We start from the raw sequence: 22,883 nt of genomic DNA, 5'->3' as shown, positions 1-22,883 counted from the left end.
CTCTCACTTCCTGCCGCCTTTCCCGGGACGCTCTCTCACCCGGCGTCGGCAAAGCCGGTTGCCTGGGGATGATCCAGCCATGCACGCCGCAATATCCGTTTGATCTTGTTGACTGCCGGCTGGCACCCGTGAGCAAGATCGTCCTTGTCGAGGATCAATACAGTCCAGCCGGCCGATTCAAAGGCCTTATCACGCCGTTTGTCACTCAGGGCCTGGGCATCAAGAAGGTGATGTTCGCCGTCGTACTGGATGGCGAGGCGCCGATGACGATAGCCAAGATCGGCAGTCGGCGACGCGGCGTCACTTGGTCGCAACGCCATTTGGAGGTCCGGCTCAGGGAGACCGGCATCGGCCATGGCCAGACGGAGCAGCGATTCGGGCGCTGAGTCTGCCCCGACCCGCATCAGCTCCAGCGCTTCCCGGGCCCGCACCACACCCTGCAGGTTTGGATGACGGCTGACCAGCGTACGAAGCCCGTCCAAGGTGTCATAAGGCTGAGCCCGGTCCTCAAAGGCGACGCGGGGAATGCGAATCAGCTGGTCACCCATGCATACGAGGTCGCTCACCGACAGCCGCCGCGCAAGATCCAGCCAAGTCCGGGATCGGGTACTGATGCTGATGCCGTCGATCGATTCGATCTCGTCTTCGAGCGCAAGAACCGTGTGGCCGAGAATGCCGGTGCGGCGCACCGAGGGCAGGGACCGGGGCTTGCTCAAGTGCAACTCCGTCGAGTCGGCCAGCCAGGGTGGCAGGAGTTGGCGCCGGAGGCGTGCTGCCGTGACATGTGAGATCCACGCTCCCGGCGACGCGGCTGACAAGGCCCGTGCGGCCGCTTCCAGTTCGAAGTTCCAGTCCGACGGGCGGTACAGTTCGCGACCAATATGGACCACGTCCTTTCGCTTCAGCCTGCTTGCGGATACGCCGGAAGCCCGAGCCTCATCGAAGGTGAATGGAGCCGCCGCCAGGTGACCAGGTAGATCGGTGCGCTTTTGCATGCTGGCATTGTGACCCGAAACCGGACAACGCCGCAGAAGTTATCCACAGGAAGATTCTTGGCGGCCGGACGTGAGAGAGCGTCCGGGAAAAGGGGCCGGAAGTGAGAGAGCGTTCGGGAAAAGGGGGCTGGGAGTGAGAGAGCGTCCGGGAAAAGGGGGCCGGAAGTTAGAGAGCGTCTAGAAGAGGCCGAGGGGTTTGCCGGTGTCGTCCACGTCCATCCTCAGGGCCGCCGGAACCTTTGGCAGGCCCGGCATGGTCATCACCGCGCCGGTGAGTGCCACGATGAAGCCTGCCCCGGTCTTCGGGATGAGGTCGCGGACATGGACGGTGAAGCCCTTCGGTGCACCGAGGCGGGTGGCGTCGTCGCTGAAGGAGTACTGCGTCTTGGCCATGCACACCGGCATGCCGGTCCAGCCGTTCTTTTCGATCTCGGCCAGGCGTTTGAGGGCGGGCACGGAGAAGTCCACGCCGTCGGCCCCGTACATTTCCTGCACGATGGTGCGGATCTTGTCCTCCACAGACAGTTCCAGCGGATACAGGTGGCGGAAACTGTGCGGGGCATCAAGCGCTGCGAGCACCTTCGCCGCCAGGTCGTCGCCGCCGTCCCCGCCGCCGCCCCGCCCCCAGACGTCGGCCACGGCAGCCTGCACTCCCTCGCCGGCGCACCACTCCAGCAGCCAGTCCAGCTCCTCCCGGGTATCCGTGGCGAACTTGTTGACGGCAACCACCGGGGTGATCCCGAACTTCTCCACGTTGCGGATGTGCTGCCGGAGGTTGGCCGTACCGGTAGCCAGTGCCTCCACGTTGGGCTCCTTCAGCCGGTCCTTGGCCACCCCGCCGTGCATCTTCAGTGCCCGTACGGTTGCCACCAGCACGACGGCGGACGGCGCCACGTCTGCCACCCGCGCCTTGATGTCCATGAACTTTTCTGCCCCAAGGTCGGCACCGAATCCGGCTTCAGTGACCACGATGTCCGCAAGCCTGCGCGCGGTCTGGGTGGCGATCAGCGAGTTGCAGCCGTGGGCGATGTTGGCGAACGGCCCGCCGTGCACCAGGGCGGGGGTGCCGGCGATGGTCTGCACGAGGTTGGGCTTGATCGCATCCCTGAGCAGCATGGTCAACGCGCCCTGGACGCCCAGGTCCGCCACCGTGACGGGCTCACGGTTGTACGTGTAACCGAACGTGATGCGCCCCAGCCGGGCACGGAGGTCGGCAATGTCCGTGGCCAAGCAGAAGACCGCCATGATCTCCGAGGCCACCGTGATGTCGAAGCCGTCCTGCCGCGGAACGCCCTGAGCCGGTCCGCCGAGGCCGATCACCACCTCGCGCAGCGCGCGGTCGTTCATGTCCAGGACCCGTTTGAAAGTCATCCGGCGGGGATCGATGTTCAGTTCGTTGCCCTGGAAAATATGGTTGTCCACCAAGGCCATCAGTGCGTTGTTCGCGGACGTGATGGCGTGGAAGTCGCCGGTGAAGTGCAGGTTGATTTCCTCCATGGGGAGCACCTGGGAGTAGCCTCCGCCCGTGGCTCCGCCCTTCATACCCAGCACGGGCCCCAGGGACGGCTCGCGCAGCGCGATCATCACCTTCTGACCCGCCCGGGCCAGCGAATCCGCCAGGCCCACGGTGGTGGTGGACTTGCCCTCGCCTGCGGGAGTGGGGGACATCGCCGAGACGAGCACCACCTTGCCCGGCTGCCGGCCGGCCGGCCCTGCCGAAACCACGAGCTTCGCCGGATCGATCTTTGCCTTGTACCGGCCGTAGAGTTCCAGGGCGTCGGCGCTGATACCGGCGGATGCGGCGATTTCCTCGATCGGCCGCATCGTGGCGCGCTGGGCGATTTCCAGGTCACTCATGACGTTGTTGTCAGACATCGTTGTCCTTCAGTTCGTGGCTTCAGGGTAAGCCGTTCGGGGGGTCCCCGCCCGGCGCGGCGCGGTCAAGGCGTGTGGCCCACCGGAATTCTGTGACTGTCAATGTATTGGTCGACGGCGGCGTGGTAGCTCTCCAGTGTGATGGCGGCAGTCCGCTGCCAGCCGAAGCCCTGGGCGTGCAGGGCAGCCGCGCGCCCCATGTCCTCGCGGGTGGCGGGGTCGTCGTACAGGGCCTCCAGGACGTCGGCCCAGTCCGCGGCCTTGTGCCCGTCCACCAGCAGGCCGGTCCGTCCCTCGAAAATGGCCCGGGACAGCCCGCCCACCCGGGTAGCCACCACCGGCGTCCCGCAGGCCTGGGCCTCCAGCGCCACGAGGCCGAAGGACTCGCTGTACGACGGCACCACCACTACGTCGGCCGAGCGGAACCAGGCCGCCAGCTTTGGTGCGTTTACCGGCGGATGATGCGTGACGACGTCGTCCATTCCCGCGGCGGTGATCAGCGACTTCAAGTCGAAGTCCTTGGCCCCGCTGAGGGCTCCCAGAATGGTGACCTGCAGGTCGATGTCCGGCCGGCGTGAGCGCAGCAGGGCGGCTGCCTTGAGGAGGATTTGCGGGCCCTTGAGACGCTGGATCCTGCCCGCGAAGAGCAGGTGGAATTTGGTGGGGGAAACTCCGAGCTGCGCGCGGGAGCGTGTCCGGAAGGCGGGCGTGAACACCGTCAGATCCACCCCCGGGGGAGCGACGTCAATGTGGTCGAAGTCGGCATTGTAGTGCGACACGAGTTCGGCGGCTTCGGCCGGGGTGTTGGCGACCAGCCGTGTGGCACCGTCCACAATCCGGTGTTCGCCGTCCTCGCGCCGCCGCGGTTCAGGCTTCTCGCCGGAGTGCAGGAGGAGGTTCTTGACCTTCGCCATGGTGTGCATCGTGTGGACCAGCGGCACACCCCAGAGCCGGGACAGCTCCAGCCCGGCCACACCGGAAACCCAGTAATGCGAATGGATGAGGTCGTACCGGCCGTGCGGCTGGCGCTGCCGGATGCGCTCGATTTCCTCCACCATGCTGTGCAGCAGTTCCGGAAGCTCCTCTTTGGGCAGCTTCCGCGGCGGTCCGGAAATCACGTTGTGGACGCACACGCCGGGATCCGGATGTTCGACGGCGGGCTGTCCGGACGACGTGGACCGCGTGAAGATCTCCACCTCCACGCCGCTGGCGGCCAGGGCGGAGGCCAGCGCCCGCACATAGACGTTCATGCCGCCGGCGTCACCGGAACCGGGCTGTTCCATGGGCGAGGTGTGCAGGGAAAGGAACGCGACACGGCGGATCAGAGTCACGGCTCTCCTTTCGGCTGGCGGAACTGCATCCGGTAAAACACTACTCCTGAAGTGCCCCGGCCTTCACTGCGCACGGCCTGCCGCCGTCCTGCTAACGTGGCGGCTGTGAGCGCAACCGCAGACGCAACCGCAGATTCAGGCAGGCACGCAGCAGGCCTCGACATCCGTCCCGCCACCGCCGCCGACTGGCCGGGCATGTGGGCCATCCTGGAACCGGTGATCCGGGCAGGGGACACCTTCACCTGGGACCGTTCGACCACGGAGGACGAGGCACGGGCACGCTGGTTCAAGGACGCCCCCGGCCAGGCATTCGTGGCCATCCAGGGCAAGGAAGTTGTGGGGACAGGCGAGCTGCACGCCAACCAGGGCGGGGGAGGCAGCCACGTGGCCAATGCCGGCTACATGGTCCACCCGGACCACGCCGGCAAAGGGTTGGCCAAGGCACTCTGCGCCTACTCGCTGGATGCGGCGAAAGCGGCCGGTTTCCGCGCCATGCAGTTCAACGCGGTGGTGGAGAGCAACGTCCGCGCAGTCGCGGCCTGGCAGGCCATGGGGTTCGAGGTCCTGGCCACCATCCCGGAGGCGTTCAACCACCCGACGCTGGGCTACGTGGGCCTGAAGGTGATGTACCGCCGCCTGTAGGCGCCGCCGTCATCCGGCCCCGCCGCGCCACAGCTGCCGGAGTGCAGGGAAGGCTGCCTCGTACCCGGCCAGCAGTTCGGCCGCCAGCTCCGCGGAATCAATGAGCGGATGGAGCGCGAACGCCCGGACGGCGTCGTCGCGGCGTCCATTCACTGCGGCGGATACCGTCAGGCGCTCCACCTCCTTGACCCGCTGCATGAGGGCCAGTTGAGCGGGGCCCGGACGGTCCTGCGGCAGCGGCACCGCGCCGTCGGGCGTCACCACGCAGGGAACCTCGACGACGGCGTCCGCCGGCAAACCGGGAACCGCACCGGCATTGGGAGTGTTCAGGATGAGCTCGACGGCCCCGACGGCCCCGACGGCCCCGACGGCCCCGACGGCCCCGCCTGCGGCCCCGCCGGACAGGGCCCGCATCACCCCGAGCGCGACGCGCTCGTAGCCGCCGCCGGCAAGGTCGTCTTCGTCCCGCTGTTCCCCGCTGGCCCGGGCCTCGGCCAGGTAGCCCTCTTCGCGCGAACGGCGGGCCGCGTCCCACAATTCGTAGGCGCCGGACCCGGCCGCGGCCAACGCGGGGTACAGCCCGGCCTGCTGCTCGTGGATTGATTCACCGCGGGTCTGACGCATGGCACGGATGGCACCGACTGCGCGCTCCGTGTCGTAGTAGTAATAGAGGTACTCGTTGGGCAGGCAGCCCAGGGACTGGAGGAACGGCTGCGGGAACAGCCTGCCCTCCTCGAAGCCGGACAGCGCCCCTGCGTCGGCGAGCAGTCCGGGCAGCAGGTCGTTTCCGCCGGATTCCAGGCGGTACAGCCAGCCCAAATGGTTGAGGCCGTAGTAGCCCACGCCGTCGAGCCTTCCCTCCGGCAACGGCGCACCGGCTGCACGGGCCGCCCGGTGGACCAGGCCGCCGGCTGAATCGCAGATGCCGATCACTTTGTGCCCCAGCACAGGTACCAGCGCCTCGGTGACCATTCCGGCCGGGTTGGTGAAGTTCACCAGCCAGGCATCCGGACAACGCTGTTTCATTTCGCGGGCCAGCTCCAGCATCCCCGGGATGGACCGCAGGGCGTAGGAGATGCCGCCGGCGCCGGTGGTTTCCTGGCCCAGCAGGCCCAGCGCGATGGCCACCCGTTCGTCGGCGGTCCGGCCCGCTGTTCCTCCCGGGCGGATGGCGGCGAACACCATGTCGGTGCCGTCAAGGCCTGCGGCCAGCGAGGTGGTGGTGCTGACGGCGGGACCCGAGACGGCGGGACCGGAGGCGCCGCCCAAGCCGGATGCGCCGCCGGACGGAGCCATGGATGACAGGACAGCTTCCATCGCGGCGAGCCGCAGGGGATCGACGTCGAACAGGACAAGCTCGCGCACCAGCCCCGCAAACGGGCCGGAGGTGAGCGCCCGGTACACCAGCGGGACACGGAACCCGCCGCCACCGGCAATCATGAGCCGCATACCACGCAGTCTATTCGGCGCGCGGCAGGCCTCCGGTTGCGGAGCCCCGGGAAACCCTTACGGCGGCCCGCGGCGGGGCACTTTGCACGCGTGCCGCGAGGGCGTAGTCTGCCGAACATGGACGCGATACCAGAGCGCCGGTTCGACCCGCTCGCCGCCGTCCGCACCCCCGCGGACGGGAGCTTCGACCTGCTCCTGACCGGGACGGTTTTCCAGGACATCATCTTCACCGGCCTGCCCCACGCGCCGGAACCCGGCACCGAGATCTGGAGCGAGGGAATGGGCAGCTGCCCCGGCGGTGTAGCCAACCAGGCCATCGCCGCCGCACGGCTGGGCCTGCGCACCGGGCTGGCGGCCGCCTTCGGCGACGACGGCTACGGCGACTACAACTGGAAGATCCTGGCCGCCCAGGAACACGTGGACCTCTCGCTTTCCAAGCGCATCCCCGGCTGGCACTCACCCGTGACGGTCTCGCTGAGCGTGCAGCACGACCGCTCCATGGTGACCCACGGCCACCCCGCGCCGGTCAGCTCCTCGGAACTGATCGGCACCCCGCCTGCCGCGCTCGCCGCCGTCGCCGACCTGGACGAGGAACTCGCGCCCTGGGCTGTTGCCGCCCACGGCGCGGGGGTCAAGCTTTTCGGCGACGTCGGCTGGGACGCCACCGGCAAATGGTCGTCAACCCGGCTGGACAACCTGCAGTACTTCCACGCCTTCATGCCCAACCAGCGCGAGGCCATGGCCTTCACCGGACGCGACACGCCCTGGGCCGCACTCTATGCGCTCGCCGACCGGGTGCCGGTGGCCGTGGTCACCCTGGGTCCGCAGGGCGCCATGGCCGTGGACTCCGAAACCGGCGAAGAGGAGTGGGTGCCGTCCCTGCCGGTCTCCGCCTTCGATCCCACCGGGGCAGGGGACTGCTTCGGCGCGGCCTTCATCGTGGGCAGCCTGGCGCGCTGGCCGCTGGCGGACCGGCTGCGGTTCGCCAACCTGTGCGCGTCCCTCGCTGTCCAGGAAGTGGGCGGTTCCCTGGCCGCGCCGGGCTGGGGCGACATCGCCGACTGGTGGAAGCGGGCCAACGCGCGGCCGGAACGGCAGAGCAGCCAGTGGCTGCGGCGCTTCAGCTTCCTGGAGGAAATCGTGCGCGATGTTCCCCCGCAGGCACTGCGCCGGGCCACTGCCACCATCGCCCATCTCTCCGATGCCTAGCCTGATTAAGCCACCTGCCATGCCACCACTAGAATCACTAGGGTGACTTACCCAGCAGCAACCGAACGTTCAGCCAGCGAACGTTCAGCAGTGATCGACCTCGATGCCATCCGGCACAATGTCCGCCACTTGGCGGCCCTTGCCTCGCCTGCACAGGTCATGGCGGTGGTGAAGGCGGACGCCTACGGGCACGGTGCCGTCCCCGTGGCCCGGGCGGCGCTGGATGCCGGCGCACGCTGGCTGGGCGTGGCGCACATTTCCGAGGCGCTGGCACTGCGCGCTGCCGGCATTGAAGCGCCGCTGCTCGCCTGGCTGCACACACCGGACAGCAACTTCGGTGCCGCCGTCGCCGCCGGAATCGACATTGGCTGCTCCGGCTGGGAACTGGAAAAGATTGTCCTGGCGGCCCGGGAGCAGGAGCGTCCTGCGCGCGTACACCTGAAAGTGGACACCGGCCTGGGCCGCAACGGCGCAACGCTTGAGGCATGGGACAGCCTGGTGGGCGAAGCGATGGAATACCAGGACGAAGGCCTGCTCCGCGTGGTGGGCATTCTCTCCCACCTTGCCGTGGCGGACGAACCGCACCGCCCGGAAACGGACCGGCAGCTTCAGGCCTTCCGTGAGGTCCTGGCCATCGCCGAAGACGCCGGGGTGGACCCCGAAGTGCGGCACCTGGCCAACACGCCGGCCACGCTTTCCCGCCCTGACACACACTTCGACCTGGTGCGGGTTGGCCTCGGCATCTACGGTCTCTCGCCCTTCGACGGACAGTCCCCGGCCGAGCTCGGACTCCGCCCCGCCATGACAGTCCGTACACTGGTGTCACACTGCAAGGACGTCCCCGCCGGCCAGGGGGTTTCCTACGGCCTCAACTACCACACTGCCGGCGCCAGCACCCTGGGACTGATCCCGCTCGGGTATGCCGACGGCGTGCCGCGGGTGGCCACAGGCGGCCCCGTCCGGGTGGACGGCCGGAATTACCCGGTGGTGGGCAGGATTGCGATGGACCAGATGGTGATCGACCTCGGACCCCGCGGCGTGGCGTCCGGCGGAACCAGTGTGCTGGGGGCCGAAGCGGTCCTGTTTGGCGATGGCGCCGACGGCGGGCCGACCGCGGACGACTGGGCACGCGCGGCGGGCACCATCAACTATGAGATCGTGACGCGGATCAGCCCGCGGGTCCCGCGGCGGTACATCAACGAGGTACCCGCTGACGGAAACCGACTGGACGGTCAGGGGGGAGCACCATGAGCGAACCGCAGTGGGAGCTGCCCCTGACAGTGCAAAGCGCTGAGGAGACCCATGCCCTCGGGGCTGCCCTCGGTGCCGTTCTGGAGGCGGGCGACCTGGTCATCCTGACGGGCGAACTCGGCGCCGGCAAGACCACCTTTACCCAGGGCCTTGGCGAGGGCCTGGGGGTGCGGTCCGGCATCATCTCGCCCACGTTCGTCCTGGTCCGCATCCACCCCAACCTTCCCGACGGGCCGCGCCCCGGCGGCCCCGACCTGGTGCATGTGGATGCCTACCGGCTTGAAAGCCCGGCGGAAATCGACGACATCGACCTTGAAAACACCCTGGACAGCACCGTCACCGTGGTGGAGTGGGGCCGCGGCAGGGTGGAACACCTCAGTGACAGCCTGCTCGACGTCGAACTGCACCGGCCGCTGGTGCCCTCACCCGGCGCCGCCGGCGGCGTACTGGACTTTGATACGGACGACGACGATGAGCCCCGCACCCTCATGATCCGCGGTTACGGCCCCCGCTGGGCTGAACAGCCCCTGCTGCCTGCCGCTCTGAAAGGGAATTCCTGATGCTCATCCTTGCCATCGACACGTCAGCCGTGGCCAGTGCGGCGCTGGTTTCGGACGACGCGCCGGAGGGTGTGCTGGCGAGTTTCTCCACGGAGGACACCCGCAGCCACGCCGAAGTGCTGGCTCCCGGCATCGACGCCCTGCTCGCTGACGCCGGAGTGACGGGGGCGGACATCGACGCGATTGTGACCGGCGTGGGCCCGGGACCGTTTACCGGACTGCGCTCCGGGATCGCCACCGCGCGGACCCTGTCCTTCGTCTGGGGCAAACCCCTCTACGGCCTGATGAGCCTGGACGCCATGGCCCTGGAAGTGGCCGAATCGACCGCCGCCGTGCCGGAATTCCTGGTGGCAACGGACGCCCGGCGCAAAGAGGTGTATTGGGCCCGCTACTCACTCGCCGACGGCCAGCTGCCCCTGCTCGTTGACGGACCGCACGTGGGGTTCGCAGCTGATTTGCCCGACCTCCCGGCCTTCGGCGCCGGCGCGGGCATCTACGAGGACGTCCTCCGCGCCGATCCCGACTTCAGCCTCGAGCAGCCCGATGCCCTCTACCTGGGCCAGTTTGCCCTGGCCAGGCTGGCCGCGGGGGAGAAGCTGCTGGATTCCACCCCGCTGTACCTGCGCGAGTCCGACGCCCAGGTCCCAGGGCCCCGGAAGCGTGCGCTATGAACGGGACAGTGACCGGAGAGGCCGGCGCCGCACCGGCCGGGGTGACGCTGCGCAGCATGGACGGAATGGACATCCCTGCAGTGCACGCCCTCGAATGCAGGCTGTTCCCTGTTGACGCGTGGCCCCTCCAGATGTTCCATGACGAACTGGCGCAGGCTGAGACGCGCCATTACCTGGTAGCCGAGGCCGGCGGCGAGATTGTGGGCTACGCCGGACTGATGTGCATCGAGCCCATTGCGGATGTGCAGACCATCGCAGTCGTACCCGAGTGGGAAGGAAAAGGCATCGGTTCGGCCCTGCTGACCGAGCTCATTGCCGAAAGCCGGCGGCGACGCGCGGCAGACGTGCTTCTGGAGGTCAGGGCGGACAACCCCCGGGCCCAGGAGCTGTACCGGCGCTTCGGCTTCGAGCAGATCCACATCCGGCCAAGGTATTACCGGGACGGCGTTGACGCGCTGATCATGCGGCTCCAGCTGCAGGACTCCGCGCTGATTGACGGGCCGGCAGGCACCGGCGCGACCACAGACACTATGCCGGCAACGGAGGCAGACACCCCATGAACCGATCACAGCCCCTGGTCCTCGGCATCGAGTCCTCCTGCGATGAGACCGGCGTGGGAATCGTGCGGGGCACGGTCCTGCTGACCAACACGGTGTCGTCGTCCATGGAGGAGCATGTCCGCTTCGGCGGGGTCATCCCCGAGATCGCTTCCCGTGCGCACCTGGACGCGTTCGTACCCACCCTTCAGGAAGCGCTCGCGGAAGCCGGGGTCACGCTCGACGACGTGGATGCCATTGCCGTCACGTCCGGTCCGGGCCTGGCCGGGGCGCTGATGGTGGGCGTGTGCGCTGCCAAGGCGCTCGCCGTGGCCACGGGCAAACCGCTGTATGCCATCAACCACCTGGTGGCCCATGTCGGCGTCGGCCTGCTGCAGGCGGAGAACACACCGCAGGAGGGCACCCTTCCCGGGAACGCGCTGCCTGAGCACCTGGGCGCGCTGCTGGTCTCCGGCGGCCACACCGAAATCCTCAGGATCAGGAACATCACCGACGACGTCGAACTGCTGGGCTCCACCATTGACGACGCCGCCGGGGAAGCCTACGACAAGGTGGCACGGCTCCTGGGGCTCGGCTACCCGGGCGGACCGGCCATCGACAGGCTCGCCAGGACGGGCAACGCGAAAGCCATCCGGTTCCCGCGCGGACTGACGCAGCCCAAGTACATGGGGACTGCGGACGAACCCGGACCGCACCGGTACGACTGGTCCTTCAGCGGGCTGAAGACCGCAGTGGCCCGTTGCGTGGAGCAATTCGAGGCCCGCGGCGAGGACGTGCCGGTGGCTGATATCGCGGCTGCGTTCCAGGAAGCCGTGGTGGACGTGATCACCTCCAAGGCCGTGCTCGCCTGCCGGGAAAACGGCATCACCGAACTCCTGCTGGGAGGCGGCGTTGCCGCGAACTCCCGGCTGCGCCAGCTCACCGAACAGCGGTGCCGCGCCGCCGGGATCCGGCTGACTGTCCCGCCGCTTGAGCTGTGCACCGACAACGGGGCAATGGTGGCCGCCCTCGGGGCCCAGCTGGTCATGGCCGGCATCGAACCCAGCGGCATCAGCTTCGCGCCGGATTCGTCCATGCCTGTCACCACCGTTTCGGCGTAGCCCGGAAACGGGGACGGTAGTCCCGGCGGGGCTCCTCCCGCAGCTTCGCGCTGCGGAAGGATACTCAGGCGGTGGGGCCGTTCCGCATCTGCTTCACGAGGTCCAGCACAACGGCCCGGAGATCTCCGCCGTGCTCGGCCGCGACCCTGCGCTGCCGCTGGTATCCGGCGCCGCGCCTGATGATCTTTTCGACGTCGGCAAGCTCGTCCGGGCAGCCGAGTTTCGCGGCCACGGGCTCGAGCCGGTTCAGGGTTTCGAGCAGGTGCTCAGTGACCAGCTGCTCGTTGCCCTGCGCGTCGAGAATGATAATGGCATCGAGGCCGTAGCGGGCAGCGCGCCATTTGTTCTCCTGCACATGCCAGGGCGGCATGGTGGGAATGGTGCCGCCGTTATCCAGTGTGGTGGAGAATTCATCCACCAGGCACTGGGTCAGGGCCGCGATTGCGCCGACTTCCTCCAGGGTGGCCAGGCCGTCGCAAATGCGCATTTCAATGGTGCCGAGGTTGGGCACGGGGCGGATGTCCCAGCGGATCTCCGAGATGGTGTCGATCACGCCGGTGGTGAACATGTCCTGCACATAGGACTCGTACTCTGCCCACGTGGAGAACTGGAACGGCAGGCCGGCCGTGGGCAGCTGCTGGAACATCAGGGCGCGGTGTGACGCGTAGCCGGTATCCTCGCCACCCCAGAAAGGACTCGACGCTGACAGCGCCTGGAAGTGCGGAAAATAATTCACCAGGCCGTCGAGCACCGGCAGGACCTTGTCGCGGCTGTCCAGGCCCACATGGACGTGGACTCCGTAGATCACCATCTGGCGGCCCCACCACTGGGTGCGGTCGATAAGCTTGGCGTAGCGGGCCTTGTCCGTGACTGGCTGCAACTGGGGAGGGCTGAAAGGGTGGCTCCCGGCGCAGAAGACTTCAACGCCCATGGGATCGGTGACTTCCCGCACGGCGGCTAGTGAACTGCTGAGGTCGGCCTTGGCCTGGGCCACGGTTTCGCAGATGCCGGTGACGAGTTCCACCGTGTTCAGCAGCAGTTCCTGCTTGATGTGGGGATGTTCGTCATCCTCGTTCAGCTCCGGGTGCCGGGCAGCCACGCCGCGGAGCACTTCGCTGGCCACCGAGGCCAGTTCGCCGGTCTCGGCGTTTACCAGCGCAAGCTCCCATTCCACACCAAGAGTTGATTGCCTGGATGAAGCGAAATCAATCTTCATGTGGTCCCTTCACTGTTTCCGCGTCCGTTGCCGAAGCCGCCTGCGGGCGGGCAACGCGTGGTTCAAGTCTAGTGCAGGGGTAGCATCGAGTTGATGGCTTGGTTTCAAGGACGCAGTGACAGTGCCCACAATAAAACGCACCACAAAACGTCGCGCAAAGCATTTTCCAAAACAGCGGCAACCCTCGCGGTGACGGCGGCAATGCTTGCTTCCGCCGCCTGCACGGGCGTGCCGTCCCCGTCCGACTCCGGAACGCCGGCCGGGGCTCCTTCCGCAACACCGTCGCCGTCGGGCGGCGCCGCCCGTCCCGGCCCTGACGGTACAAGCAGCCCCGCCGTGCCCGCACCCCCCGCTCCCGCCCCCGGCGAACGTGAGCTTGGCTGGGGACCGCGGCAGCGGGACGAAGACGCGGCCCGCGCAGCCGTCGCGAAAATGAGCACTGAACAGAAGGCCGGGCAGGTGCTGATGCCGTTCTTCACGGGAACCGACTTCGCTGCCCAGGCGGCCGCTATCGAGCGGCTGCACCTGGGCGGATCAATCGTTATGGGTGACAACGTGCCGCTGTCCTCCGACGGAACAGTGGACACCGCCGCGATGGCAGCCGGCATAGGCCTCCTGCAGAAGGCTGCCCGGGCGGACGGACGCACCTGGCCCGCAGTCATCGGTGTGGACCAGGAAGGCGGAGTGGTGGCGAGGCTGCGCGCGCCGCTCACGGAATGGCCGGCCCCGATGAGCTACGGCGCCGCCGGCAGCGTAGCTCTTGCAACCGACGGCGGCAAGGCGCTCGCCTCGGAGCTGGCAGGCCTCGGATTCACCGCTGACTTCGCTCCGGCCACGGATGTTACGGCGGGCCCGCAGGATCCCACCATCGGTGCCAGGGCCCTGTCCGGCGATCCCGACGCGGCCTCACGCCTGGGCGTCGGCTTTGCGCAGGGAATGCTGGCCGCCGGGCTCCTTCCGTCCGTCAAGCACTTCCCGGGGCATGGCTCCGTGTCCGTCGATTCGCATGAGAACCTTCCCGTGCAGAAAGCAACCGTGGCGGAACTCCGGGCGAAGGACTGGAAGCCCTTTCAGGCCGCCATCGATGCGGGGCTGCCCATGGTTATGACGGGCCACATTTCCGTGCCGGCCCTGGAGCCCGGCGTCCCGGCGTCGCTGTCCAAACCAAGTTACGACGCCCTCCGCGGGATGGGGTTCAAGGGTGTGGCCGTAACCGATGCGCTCAACATGGGAGCGGTGCAGAAGAAGTTCCCCGGGGGCTCCGCGGCGCCGAAGGCGCTGGCCGCGGGAGCGGACCTGCTCCTCATGCCAGGGGATGTGGCGGGGGCGCATGCTGCGGTGGTGGAGGCCGTCAAGTCCGGCGCTGTGCCGGCCTCGCGCCTCGACGAGGCGGCGCAGCGGGTGGTGACCATGATTCTGTGGCGCGCCCGGACCCCTGCACCGCAGGGAGCCGCGCCGGGGAGCGGCTCCGCGCTCTCCCAGCGTGTTTCGGCGGCGGCAGTCACCGTCCTCGCGGGACCGTGCCACGGACCGATAGTGCCCGGCAGCGTCCGGGTTGCCGGCGGCAGTGAACAGGACCGGGCGCGCTTTGCCAAGGCCGCCCGTGCGGCCGGTATCGCGATCGGCACCGGTCCGCTCGTGACCCTGATCGGCTTCGAAGGGCCGCCCGCGAAAGGGGACGTCGTCGTGGCCCTCGATGCGCCGTGGCCGCTGGCCGGATCGGCGGCCCCGGCCAAAGTGGCCCTGTACGGCCGCAGCCAGGAGGCTTTCAACGCTCTGGCTGCGGTCCTGGCCGGCAAGGCGCCGGCCACCGGAAAGCTGCCCGCCGCCGTCGGACCCCATGCGCCCGGAAGCGGCTGCTGACGCCGCTGCCGCGTGGCGGAACAGTGCTGTCCGGACTGCGGGGGCGTTTAATGGACCCGTGCCAATTCTGAATAAAGACATGACCCTGTGCATCTCCCTCTCGGCCCGGCCGAGCAACAACGGGACCCGCTTCCACAACCATCTGTATGAGCAGCTGGGACTGAACTGGATCTACAAGGCCTTCGCGCCGACGGACCTCGCCCAAGCCATCGCGGGCGTCAGGGGCCTGGGCATCCGTGGCTGCGCGGTGTCCATGCCGTACAAGGAAGACGTCATCGCACTGGTTGACGCCATGGACCCCTCGGCCAAGGCCATCGATTCGGTCAACACGATCGTGAACGACGACGGCCGCCTCACGGCCTACAACACCGACTACACCGCGATCGAGCAGCTGCTGCAGCGCAATGCCGTCCCTGCCGGCTATTCGGTGCTGCTCAAGGGATCCGGCGGCATGGCCAAGGCCACCGCGGCCGCCCTCCGCGACGCAGGATTCTCCGACGTCACGATCATCGCCCGCAATGAGGCGTCCGGGAAGGCGCTCGCCGATCTCTACGGATTCAAGTGGAGTGCCGAACTGCCCGCTGCGGAGGCGGGCGGCACGGCGGACATGATCATCAACGTCACGCCCGTCGGCATGGCGGGCGGACCCGACTCCGACTCGCTGTCCTTTCCGCCGGAGGCGGTGGATGCCGCGAAGGTGGTGTTCGACGTCGTTGCGCTGCCGGCTGAAACGCCCCTCGTCAAGGCAGCCCGGGCTGCCGGAAAGACGGTTATCACCGGCGCGGAAGTAGCCACGATCCAGGCACTGGAGCAGTTTGTGCTGTACACGGGCGTCCGGCCCACGGACGAGCAGGTCCGGGCGGCCGAAGACTTCATGCGGGCGCAGTAGCCGCGGGGAACGTGGCCTAAACCCGGTCCTGCACCGGTTCCACCGAGATGGCCACCCGGTCCTCGCCGATCCTGGTGAGGACCAGGGTGGCCGTCTTTTTGCCCTTCGACCCCTTGCCTGCGTTCCTGCCTCCGGCGAGGAGCTGCCTGCGCAGCTCCTCCGGTGTGACCGACGTGCCCCGTTTTTTGATGTCCAGCACGCCGATGTTGTTCTGCTTCACCCATGCCTTGAGCGCCTTGACGTTGAAGGGCATGACCTCCAGGACTTTGTAGGCCCTGGCGAACGGGGTGTCCACGAGCTCCGGCGCGCAGATGTAGGCGATGTGCTCGTCCACGAGGTGGCCGCCCAGCCGCAACGCGACATCCGCCACGAGCCCGGCCCGGATGACTGCTCCGTCCGGCTCGTACAAGTACCCTTCCACGGGGCCCACGGGGGCTACCGGTCCGGCATCGAACTCTTCGGTGCTGGTGATTTCCGCAGCGCCTTGCGGGCCCAGGAGCAGGGCCGCCCGGCGGATGCCTGGCCGGCTGACCGCGTTGAACCACAGCGTCACCTCGGTAACGTCCCCGCCGACCGAAACCCACTGCGCCTCGCAACCGGCCGGCACGGACTCGTGCGGGATGCCTGGCCCCATCTTCACGCCGACCGCCAGTCCGGAGTGGGCGAGGGATTCCACGAAGGACAGCGGCGGGGAGAATTCCTCAGGGTCCCAGATCCGCCGCGTGCCTGACGTCGAGGTGGTGCGGCGGGCCGGATCGAGCCAGACGCCGCCCACGCCGTCGAGCGGGACTGAGGTGGCATCCGAGTGGACCACACTGGCGTGCGGGAACGGAATCAGGTTCATGGTGGCGCAGGCGGCGGTGGTTTCGTCCATCTCCACGGCGGTCACCCTGATGTCCATGGAGGCCAGGGCCATCGAATCGGCGCCCAGCCCGCAGCCGAGGTCAGCCACGTGTTCGATTCCCGCAGTGGCGAAGCGTTCCGCGTGCCGGGCTGCGACGGTGAGGCGTGTGGCCTGCTCCAACCCGGCCGCAGTGAAGATCATCTGCCTGGCGAATTCACCGAACTTGGCCTCAGCCTTGGTCCGCAGCCGGGACTGGGTGAGGGCGGCAGACACCAGTGCGGGGGAGTGGCCGGCCTTGCGCAGGGACTCATTGAGCTTGAACGCTTCATCTTCCCGGTACGGACCCAGCGACGCCAGCAGCTCCCAGCCTTCGCTGGTCAGGAGGGGGGCGATCAGGTCCTGCGGTGCGTCAGCCATGTCATCAAGCCTAATCGAGACGACGCATCGAGCAGCCCGGTGCCCGCGGTGCCGATAGGGTTGGAGGCATGGAAGACAGCGCAGGGCCGCAGCCACCGGTCGATGATCAGAGCAATGACCACCACCAGCACACGGGCCTTGCCAGGTACGCCCGCCCCGCGCTGATCACCGGAGCCGCCATTGCCGTGGTCTGCCTGGCACTCCTGGTGATCATCTTCTTCCTGGACTCCTTCAACGCGACTGTCTACTCGGTGGGTGGCCAGAACATCCAGGACGACACCGAGGAGGCGCGGCAGATCCGCGAGTCGTACACCGCAGTCCGCACGGGCGCCCTCGTGTTCCTGATCGCCTCGGTTGTTACGGCGCTCGCCGCCGCCGTCGTGCTCTACAGGAACCGCAACGTGGCGAACGACGACGACCCGGACGGCGGCGACGACGTCGACTTTGAGGACCTGGCAGGACGCTAGCCGTTCACCCGGGACGAAATTCTGGCACTCGCCTTGACCGAGTGCTAACGATTTACATAGAGTCATCATTAGCACTCTCCCTAGGAGGGTGCTAACACATGAAGAACTGCCAGCCACGCTGCTGCCGGCACCGCGACGACGGTTTGCACGCTCAGGCGCAACAGTTTTCCAGTCCATGAATTTGCTGACGAAAAGGAGAGGTCCGAGTGTCGGTCTCTATTAAGCCTCTTGAGGATCGTATTGTTGTTCGCCCGCTCGAAGCCGAGCAGACCACGGCTTCCGGCCTGGTCATCCCGGACTCCGCACAGGAGAAGCCGCAGGAAGGCGAAGTCGTTGCAGTAGGCCCCGGCCGCTTCGAAGACGGCAACCGCGTTCCGGTCGACGTTGCCGTTGGCGACGTTGTTATTTACTCCAAGTACGGCGGAACCGAAGTCAAGACCGGCGGCACCGAGTACCTCGTGCTGTCCGCCCGCGACGTTCTGGCGATCGTCGTAAAGTAACTCTTTGACCCCGCGCCGCCGATCAGTCTGATTCATTTCCGACAGGTCAGCGGCGCGGGGTTTCTGTCTCGAAAGGACAAAACCATGGCAAAGCAGCTTGCGTTTAACGACGCTGCCCGCCGGTCGCTTGAAGCCGGCATCGATAAGCTCGCCAACACTGTCAAGGTGACGCTTGGCCCGCGCGGCCGCAACGTTGTGCTGGACAAGAAGTGGGGCGCTCCCACCATTACGAACGACGGCGTGACCATCGCCCGCGAAGTCGAACTGGATGACCCGTTCGAAAACCTTGGCGCGCAGCTGGCCAAGGAAGTCGCCACCAAGACCAACGACGTCGCCGGCGACGGCACCACCACCGCCACCGTCCTCGCCCAGGCACTGGTCAAGGAAGGCCTGCGCAACGTTGCGGCCGGCGCCGCCCCGGGCCAGATCAAGCGCGGCATCGAGGTCTCGGTTGAAGCCGTCGCAGCCCGCCTGCTCGAGAACGCGCGTCCCGTCGAGGGCACCCAGGTTGCGAACGTGGCAGCCATCTCCGCCCAGAGCGATGAGATCGGCGAGCTCCTGGCCGAGGCTTTCGGCAAGGTCGGCAAGGATGGTGTGATCACCATCGAGGAGTCCTCCACCACGCAGACCGAACTGGTCCTCACCGAGGGCATGCAGTTCGACAAGGGCTACCTCTCCCCGTACTTCGTCACCGACGCTGAACGCCAGGAAGCAGTCCTCGAAGACGCGCTCATCCTGATCAACCAGGGCAAGATCTCCTCGGTGCAGGATTTCCTGCCGCTGCTGGAAAAGGCGCTGCAGAGCTCCAAGCCGCTGTTCATCATCGCCGAGGACGTCGAGGGCGAGGCCCTGTCCACGCTGATCGTCAACCGCATCCGCGGCACCCTGAACGTCGTTGCCGTCAAGGCTCCCGGCTTCGGTGACCGCCGCAAGGCCATGCTGCAGGACATTGCAACGCTCACCGGCGCGCAGGTTGTTTCCCCGGAACTCGGCCTGAGCCTGGATTCCGTCGGCCTCGAGGTGCTCGGCACGGCACGCCGCATCACGGTCACCAAGGACAACACCACCATCGTTGACGGCGCCGGATCGGCCGAGGACGTTGCGGCACGCGTTGCCCAGCTCCGCGCCGAGCTGACCCGCACCGATTCCGACTGGGACAAGGAAAAGCTTCAGGAGCGCCTGGCCAAGCTGGCCGGCGGCATCGGCGTGATCAAGGTTGGCGCAGCCACCGAGGTTGAGCTGAAGGAAAAGAAGCACCGCATCGAGGACGCAGTGTCCTCCACCCGCGCCGCCCTCGAAGAAGGCATCGTTGCCGGTGGCGGTTCCGCCCTCATCCACGCCCTCAAGGCACTGGACGAGGACCCCGCAGTCACCGCCCTTGAAGGCGATGCAGCTGCTGCTGTGGGCATCGTCCGCCGCGCACTGGTCCAGCCTGTACGGTGGATCGCCCAGAACGCCGGCTTTGACGGCTATGTCGTAGCTGCCAAGGTTGCGGAATCCGCCGTCCACCACGGCTTCAACGCCAAGACCGGCGAGTACGAAGACCTCATCGCTGCAGGCGTCATCGACCCCGTCAAGGTGACGCGCGCAGCCCTCCGCAACGCCGCTTCCATCGCAGCGCTGGTTCTCACCACCGAGACCCTCGTTGTCGAAAAGCCGGCCGAAGAGGACGAGCACGCAGGTCACAAGCACTAGCTTCCAGGCAGTGCAGTAAAGGCCGGCCGGCGCGGGAGGTTCCCAGGAACCGCCCTCGCCGGGCCGGCCTTTTTGGTGCCCGTCGACCTCTTGGCACTCCTTTCCCGGCCTTTCTGCGGACGCTTGTGCACCCCGGCACCCCGGCGTACCGTGGCGCTTAAAAGGTGCGGGGAGGCATCATGGCATCGTCTGAAGCCGGCCTTGACCGGGGCCGTTCCGCCTTCGAAGGGCATCGCTGGACCGAGGCCTTCGAGGACTTGCTGGACGCCGACCAGCGCGGCGGGCTTCCTGCGCCCGACCTCGAACGCCTGGCCACCGTGGAAATCCTGACCGGCAAGTTTGCCTCGGGAATTGACACCCTCACCCGCGCCCATGAGGAATACCTCGTCGTCGGCGATGTGCCCGGTGCGGCACGGTGCGCCGGGTGGATCGGCATACACCTGATGAACGCCGGCCAGATGGCCCGCGGCACGGGCTGGTTTGCCCGTGCCGGACGGCTTGCGGCCGAGTTGAGCGAACCCTGCGCAGTGGAGGGCCTGGTGCTTCTCCCCACGGCACTGGGCATGCTGTTCGGGGGCAATGCTGAAGGAGCCCGCAGGGTCTTCGCAGATGCCCTGGCCGTCGGCGAAAGGTTCCAGGACCGCGACCTTATGTCGCTCTCTTTGCTGGGTACCGGCCAGGCCAGCTTGATGCTCGGCGACATCAGCGCCGGCCTTGGCCTCCTGGACGAGGTGATGGTTGCCGTGACCGCGGGGGAACTTTCGCCGGTCCCCTCGGGCATCATCTACTGCGCCGTCATTGGCAGCTGCCATCTTGCGTTCGACCTGCGCAGGGCCTTGGAATGGACGGCGGCACTGGACCGGTGGTGTGGGGGACGGCCGGACATGGTCCTCTACAGCGGCCAGTGCCAGGCCCACCGCGCCGAACTGTATCGCCTGCACGGGGCCTGGGATGACGCCGTCAGCGCCGCGAAGAAGGCCCAGCAGCTGTCCGAGGCGGGGGACTATCAGGCCCTCTACGGCGGCTTTTACCAGCAGGGTGAGGTGGAACGGCTGAAGGGTCAGTTCGCTGCGGCAGAGGAATGCTACCGGCAAGCCGGGCGGAGCGGCTATGAACCCCAGCCGGGGCTCGCCCTGCTGAAGCTGGCCCGCAGCGATATCCCCTCCGCCCAGGCCCTCATCCGCAGGGCTGCCGACGCCGCCGACCTCGGCACCCGCCGCCACCTGCTGCCGGCGCTCGTGGAGATTGAGCTGGCAGCGGGGGACACCGACGCTGCCCGGCGGTCCGCCGACGAGCTTGCCGCCGTCGCGCAGGACTGCGGTATGCCCATGCTGCAGGCGGCCTCCTGCCAGGCCGGCGGGGCAGTCATGCTTGCCGAAGGAAAACCCGTCCAAGCTCAGGCGGTCCTGCGGCGGGCGTGGACTCTCTGGCGGGAACTGGGCGTTCCGTTCGAAGCCGCGCGCTGCCGCACCCTGGTGGGCCAGGCGTGCCGCGCATCCGGCGACGACGACTCGGCGGAGATGGACTTCGAGGCGGCACACGCGGAATTCCTTGCCCTCGGCGCTGCCCCGGCAGCTGCCTGGGCAGCCTCGCTCCAGTACACGCACGCGCAGGACGCGCCGCCCGAACCACTCACGCCGCGTGAACTCGAAGTGCTCCGGCTCGTGGCGGCAGGCAAAGCCAACCGCGTGATCGCCGGTGAGCTTTACCTGAGTGAAAAGACCGTCGCGCGGCACATCAGCAACATCTTCCTCAAGCTGGGGCTGCAGTCCAGGGTTGCCGCCACCAGGTACGCCTACGACCACGGGCTCACAGGGTAAGCCGCAGGCTGCATACAAATACCCACCCCGGCCCCGGGGCAAGATGCATAATTCTGCCGACGCGGGCCGCAGGGACGCCGACCTAGTGTCGAACTATGAACATTCCCCTCCTGGCCGGCACCTTCTCCACCGTGCTGTTTGCCCTTGGAATGCTGCCGATGCTTCTCAAGGCGGCGCGCACCAAGGACCTGGAGTCCTACAGCCTGGGCAACCTGGTCCTGAGCAATGTGGCCAACGTTGTTCATTCCGTGTACGTCTTCCACCTGCCGGCGGGGCCGATCTGGTTGCTCCACACGGTGTACGTTCTGGCGTCCGCGCTGATGCTCGTGTGGTGGCTGCGGTACAGGAACGGCCGGCGGGATCCGGAGGCAGGGCGGCCGGGGATTGCCGGGGACAGCTCATCGAAGGTATCCGCAGTGGTTGAACAGGAGGCACCGCAATGAACAACATCGACGGCAACGGCGGGGCGGTCGAAGTGCTCGACACGCTGGTCATCGGAGGTGGGCAGTCCGGCCTGGCCATGGGCCACTACCTCAAGCGCCAGGGCCGCAGGTTCCTGATCCTGGACGCGAATCCGAGGATCGGTGACGCCTGGCGGCAGCGCTGGGACACCCTGAGGCTGTTCACGCCGGCAAAGTTTGACGGCCTCCCCGGTATGCCATTCCCCGGAGACGGTTTGTCCTTTCCCGGCAAGGATGAGCTGGCTGATTACCTTGAGGCCTACGCCACCGCTTTTGCCCTTCCGGTCCGCACCGGTGTCCGGGTCGAGAAGCTCTGGCGGGAGGAGGGGCGGTACGTTGCAGTCTCGGACGGCCGCCGCTGGGAAGCCGGCAACGTGGTTGTCGCGACCGGCTGCACGCAGGCGCCCAGGCTGCCGGACTTCGCGCCGGGCCTTGACCCGTCCATTGTCCAGTTTCACTCCAGCGAATACCGGAATCCGGGCCAGCTCCGGGAAGGCCGGGTCCTGGTGGTGGGACTGGGAAACTCGGGCGCGGAAATCGCCCTTGAAGTCAGCCGGACCCACCCCACGGTCATCGCAGGCAAGCCGGGCGGTGAGCTGCCGGTGCGGCACGGCAGGACCGCGGCCCGTTTCATCTTCCCCGTGGTGCGGTTCCTGGGGCTCCACGTGCTCACCCTGGGCACACCGGTGGGCCGCAAGGCTGCAGCACACAAGCTGGCGCACGCGGACCCTTTGATCAGGACCAAAAGCAAGGACCTGGCTGCCGCCGGCGTCGAGTTTGTCCCGCGGGTGACCGGCGTGCAGGACGGACGCCCCGTTGTGGCGGGCAGTCCCCTCAGCGATGTGTCCAACGTGATCTGGTGCACCGGATACCGCGAATCCTTCGACTGGGTCGAACCCCGGGTGTTCGACGACGACGGGCGGCCCAGGCAGCACCGCGGCGTCGCCACAGACATGCCTGGACTGTTCTTCCTGGGAGAGGAATTCATGTACGCCGCGGTGTCGGCCACCCTGTTGGGCGCATGCCGGGACGCCAGGTACCTGGCCGGCAGGCTCCCGGCCACGGACTAGC

21 protein-coding genes are annotated in these 22,883 nt (G+C 67.5%); 15 read left to right on the top strand and 6 right to left on the bottom strand.

Translation table 11 applies throughout. The features are described from left to right. Positions 1 to 35: 35 nt before the first annotated feature. The 3 genes from Q8Z05_RS01370 to mshA form a co-directional block, all read right to left on the bottom strand. Complete coding sequence (locus tag Q8Z05_RS01370; protein ID WP_305941750.1) at positions 36 to 995, bottom strand: DUF559 domain-containing protein; 960 nt, start codon at positions 993 to 995, stop codon at positions 36 to 38. Between the two features lie 177 nt (positions 996 to 1,172). Then, positions 1,173 to 2,870: a formate--tetrahydrofolate ligase gene (locus Q8Z05_RS01365; RefSeq protein ID WP_305941749.1), complete on the bottom strand. Its 1,698-nt coding sequence runs from the start codon at positions 2,868 to 2,870 to the stop codon at positions 1,173 to 1,175. Positions 2,871 to 2,935: 65 nt separating this feature from the next. Then, positions 2,936 to 4,201, bottom strand: coding sequence for a D-inositol-3-phosphate glycosyltransferase (gene mshA / locus Q8Z05_RS01360; protein ID WP_305941748.1), 1,266 nt, complete (start codon positions 4,199 to 4,201; stop codon positions 2,936 to 2,938). Between the two features lie 105 nt (positions 4,202 to 4,306). Here mshA and Q8Z05_RS01355 point away from each other — a divergent pair, with 105 nt between their 5' ends. Next, positions 4,307 to 4,843 carry a GNAT family N-acetyltransferase gene (locus tag Q8Z05_RS01355; RefSeq protein WP_305941747.1) on the top strand — a complete coding sequence of 179 codons (537 nt, stop codon included), beginning with the start codon at positions 4,307 to 4,309 and terminating at the stop codon, positions 4,841 to 4,843. A gap of 9 nt (positions 4,844 to 4,852) precedes the next feature. On the opposite strand, the gene Q8Z05_RS01350 is transcribed toward Q8Z05_RS01355, so the two are convergent. Next, entirely contained in the window at positions 4,853 to 6,292 is a 1,440-nt protein-coding gene (locus Q8Z05_RS01350) for a family 4 glycosyl hydrolase (RefSeq protein WP_305941746.1), read from the bottom strand. Positions 6,293 to 6,409: 117 nt separating this feature from the next. Between Q8Z05_RS01350 and Q8Z05_RS01345 the strand changes: the two genes are divergently transcribed. The 6 genes from Q8Z05_RS01345 to tsaD are packed head-to-tail and all read left to right on the top strand — an operon-like array spanning position 6,410 to position 11,640. Beyond that, positions 6,410 to 7,501: a PfkB family carbohydrate kinase gene (locus Q8Z05_RS01345; protein WP_305941745.1), complete on the top strand. Its 1,092-nt coding sequence runs from the start codon at positions 6,410 to 6,412 to the stop codon at positions 7,499 to 7,501. Between the two features lie 42 nt (positions 7,502 to 7,543). Beyond that, positions 7,544 to 8,752, top strand: coding sequence for an alanine racemase (alr, locus tag Q8Z05_RS01340; RefSeq protein ID WP_305941744.1), 1,209 nt, complete (start codon positions 7,544 to 7,546; stop codon positions 8,750 to 8,752). Continuing rightward, entirely contained in the window at positions 8,749 to 9,312 is a 564-nt protein-coding gene (gene tsaE / locus Q8Z05_RS01335) for a tRNA (adenosine(37)-N6)-threonylcarbamoyltransferase complex ATPase subunit type 1 TsaE (RefSeq protein ID WP_305941743.1), read from the top strand. Before alr ends, tsaE begins: the two co-directional genes overlap by 4 nt. Continuing rightward, complete coding sequence (tsaB, locus tag Q8Z05_RS01330) at positions 9,312 to 9,983, top strand: tRNA (adenosine(37)-N6)-threonylcarbamoyltransferase complex dimerization subunit type 1 TsaB (protein ID WP_305941742.1); 672 nt, start codon at positions 9,312 to 9,314, stop codon at positions 9,981 to 9,983. Before tsaE ends, tsaB begins: the two co-directional genes overlap by 1 nt. Further along, positions 9,980 to 10,543 (top strand): ribosomal protein S18-alanine N-acetyltransferase, encoded by a 564-nt coding sequence (rimI, locus tag Q8Z05_RS01325; RefSeq protein ID WP_305941741.1) that lies wholly within the window; start codon positions 9,980 to 9,982, stop codon positions 10,541 to 10,543. Before tsaB ends, rimI begins: the two co-directional genes overlap by 4 nt. Further along, on the top strand, positions 10,540 to 11,640 hold the full coding sequence (gene tsaD, locus Q8Z05_RS01320) for a tRNA (adenosine(37)-N6)-threonylcarbamoyltransferase complex transferase subunit TsaD (RefSeq protein ID WP_305941740.1): 1,101 nt from the start codon (positions 10,540 to 10,542) through the stop codon (positions 11,638 to 11,640). Before rimI ends, tsaD begins: the two co-directional genes overlap by 4 nt. 64 nt (positions 11,641 to 11,704) lie before the next feature. On the opposite strand, the gene Q8Z05_RS01315 is transcribed toward tsaD, so the two are convergent. Next, complete coding sequence (locus Q8Z05_RS01315; RefSeq protein ID WP_305941739.1) at positions 11,705 to 12,856, bottom strand: glutamate--cysteine ligase; 1,152 nt, start codon at positions 12,854 to 12,856, stop codon at positions 11,705 to 11,707. Positions 12,857 to 13,288: 432 nt separating this feature from the next. Between Q8Z05_RS01315 and Q8Z05_RS01310 the strand changes: the two genes are divergently transcribed. Then, positions 13,289 to 14,719, top strand: a complete 1,431-nt coding sequence (locus tag Q8Z05_RS01310; protein WP_305943451.1) for a glycoside hydrolase family 3 protein — start codon at positions 13,289 to 13,291, stop codon at positions 14,717 to 14,719. 79 nt (positions 14,720 to 14,798) lie between these two features. Next, complete coding sequence (locus Q8Z05_RS01305; RefSeq protein WP_305943450.1) at positions 14,799 to 15,608, top strand: shikimate 5-dehydrogenase; 810 nt, start codon at positions 14,799 to 14,801, stop codon at positions 15,606 to 15,608. Between the two features lie 16 nt (positions 15,609 to 15,624). Here the strand turns inward: Q8Z05_RS01305 and Q8Z05_RS01300 are convergent, their stop codons facing one another. Further along, positions 15,625 to 16,869: a class I SAM-dependent methyltransferase gene (locus Q8Z05_RS01300; protein WP_305941738.1), complete on the bottom strand. Its 1,245-nt coding sequence runs from the start codon at positions 16,867 to 16,869 to the stop codon at positions 15,625 to 15,627. A 68-nt stretch (positions 16,870 to 16,937) separates the two neighbouring features. Here Q8Z05_RS01300 and Q8Z05_RS01295 point away from each other — a divergent pair, with 68 nt between their 5' ends. The 6 genes from Q8Z05_RS01295 (at position 16,938) to Q8Z05_RS01270 (ending at position 22,882) form a co-directional block, all read left to right on the top strand. Beyond that, positions 16,938 to 17,336, top strand: coding sequence for a hypothetical protein (locus Q8Z05_RS01295; protein ID WP_305941737.1), 399 nt, complete (start codon positions 16,938 to 16,940; stop codon positions 17,334 to 17,336). A gap of 206 nt (positions 17,337 to 17,542) precedes the next feature. Next, positions 17,543 to 17,836 (top strand): co-chaperone GroES, encoded by a 294-nt coding sequence (gene groES, locus Q8Z05_RS01290; RefSeq protein ID WP_003805290.1) that lies wholly within the window; start codon positions 17,543 to 17,545, stop codon positions 17,834 to 17,836. A gap of 84 nt (positions 17,837 to 17,920) precedes the next feature. Continuing rightward, complete coding sequence (gene groL / locus Q8Z05_RS01285) at positions 17,921 to 19,531, top strand: chaperonin GroEL (protein ID WP_305941736.1); 1,611 nt, start codon at positions 17,921 to 17,923, stop codon at positions 19,529 to 19,531. Positions 19,532 to 19,710: 179 nt separating this feature from the next. Next, on the top strand, positions 19,711 to 21,351 hold the full coding sequence (locus tag Q8Z05_RS01280; protein ID WP_305941735.1) for a LuxR C-terminal-related transcriptional regulator: 1,641 nt from the start codon (positions 19,711 to 19,713) through the stop codon (positions 21,349 to 21,351). A gap of 95 nt (positions 21,352 to 21,446) precedes the next feature. Continuing rightward, the gene (locus Q8Z05_RS01275) at positions 21,447 to 21,794 is read left to right on the top strand and encodes a hypothetical protein (RefSeq protein ID WP_305941734.1); all 348 of its coding nucleotides are present in this window, start codon (positions 21,447 to 21,449) and stop codon (positions 21,792 to 21,794) included. After that, positions 21,791 to 22,882, top strand: coding sequence for a flavin-containing monooxygenase (locus Q8Z05_RS01270; protein ID WP_305941733.1), 1,092 nt, complete (start codon positions 21,791 to 21,793; stop codon positions 22,880 to 22,882). The genes Q8Z05_RS01275 and Q8Z05_RS01270 overlap by 4 nt, the downstream gene beginning before the upstream one ends. The last annotated feature ends 1 nt before the right edge of the window (position 22,883 follow it).

The sequence above is a fragment of the Arthrobacter oryzae genome (assembly GCF_030718995.1).
Classification (GTDB): domain Bacteria; phylum Actinomycetota; class Actinomycetes; order Actinomycetales; family Micrococcaceae; genus Arthrobacter; species Arthrobacter oryzae_C.
The sequence above is the reverse complement of the archived record's forward strand: the minus strand, read 5'-3'. Positions and strand labels throughout refer to the sequence as shown.

Coding starts and splice junctions, on each gene's coding strand:
- tsaD (WP_305941740.1), top strand. CDS start 10,540: ATGAACCGATCACAGCCCCTGGTCCTCGGCATCGAGTCCTCCTGCGAT.
- tsaE (WP_305941743.1), top strand. CDS start 8,749: ATGAGCGAACCGCAGTGGGAGCTGCCCCTGACAGTGCAAAGCGCTGAG.
- Q8Z05_RS01300 (WP_305941738.1), bottom strand. CDS start 16,869: ATGGCTGACGCACCGCAGGACCTGATCGCCCCCCTCCTGACCAGCGAA.
- Q8Z05_RS01345 (WP_305941745.1), top strand. CDS start 6,410: ATGGACGCGATACCAGAGCGCCGGTTCGACCCGCTCGCCGCCGTCCGC.
- tsaB (WP_305941742.1), top strand. CDS start 9,312: ATGCTCATCCTTGCCATCGACACGTCAGCCGTGGCCAGTGCGGCGCTG.
- Q8Z05_RS01310 (WP_305943451.1), top strand. CDS start 13,289: ATGAGCACTGAACAGAAGGCCGGGCAGGTGCTGATGCCGTTCTTCACG.
- Q8Z05_RS01295 (WP_305941737.1), top strand. CDS start 16,938: ATGGAAGACAGCGCAGGGCCGCAGCCACCGGTCGATGATCAGAGCAAT.
- Q8Z05_RS01305 (WP_305943450.1), top strand. CDS start 14,799: ATGACCCTGTGCATCTCCCTCTCGGCCCGGCCGAGCAACAACGGGACC.
- Q8Z05_RS01270 (WP_305941733.1), top strand. CDS start 21,791: ATGAACAACATCGACGGCAACGGCGGGGCGGTCGAAGTGCTCGACACG.
- Q8Z05_RS01365 (WP_305941749.1), bottom strand. CDS start 2,870: ATGTCTGACAACAACGTCATGAGTGACCTGGAAATCGCCCAGCGCGCC.
- Q8Z05_RS01370 (WP_305941750.1), bottom strand. CDS start 995: ATGCAAAAGCGCACCGATCTACCTGGTCACCTGGCGGCGGCTCCATTC.
- Q8Z05_RS01275 (WP_305941734.1), top strand. CDS start 21,447: ATGAACATTCCCCTCCTGGCCGGCACCTTCTCCACCGTGCTGTTTGCC.
- rimI (WP_305941741.1), top strand. CDS start 9,980: ATGAACGGGACAGTGACCGGAGAGGCCGGCGCCGCACCGGCCGGGGTG.
- groL (WP_305941736.1), top strand. CDS start 17,921: ATGGCAAAGCAGCTTGCGTTTAACGACGCTGCCCGCCGGTCGCTTGAA.
- Q8Z05_RS01280 (WP_305941735.1), top strand. CDS start 19,711: ATGGCATCGTCTGAAGCCGGCCTTGACCGGGGCCGTTCCGCCTTCGAA.
- Q8Z05_RS01315 (WP_305941739.1), bottom strand. CDS start 12,856: ATGAAGATTGATTTCGCTTCATCCAGGCAATCAACTCTTGGTGTGGAA.
- Q8Z05_RS01350 (WP_305941746.1), bottom strand. CDS start 6,292: ATGCGGCTCATGATTGCCGGTGGCGGCGGGTTCCGTGTCCCGCTGGTG.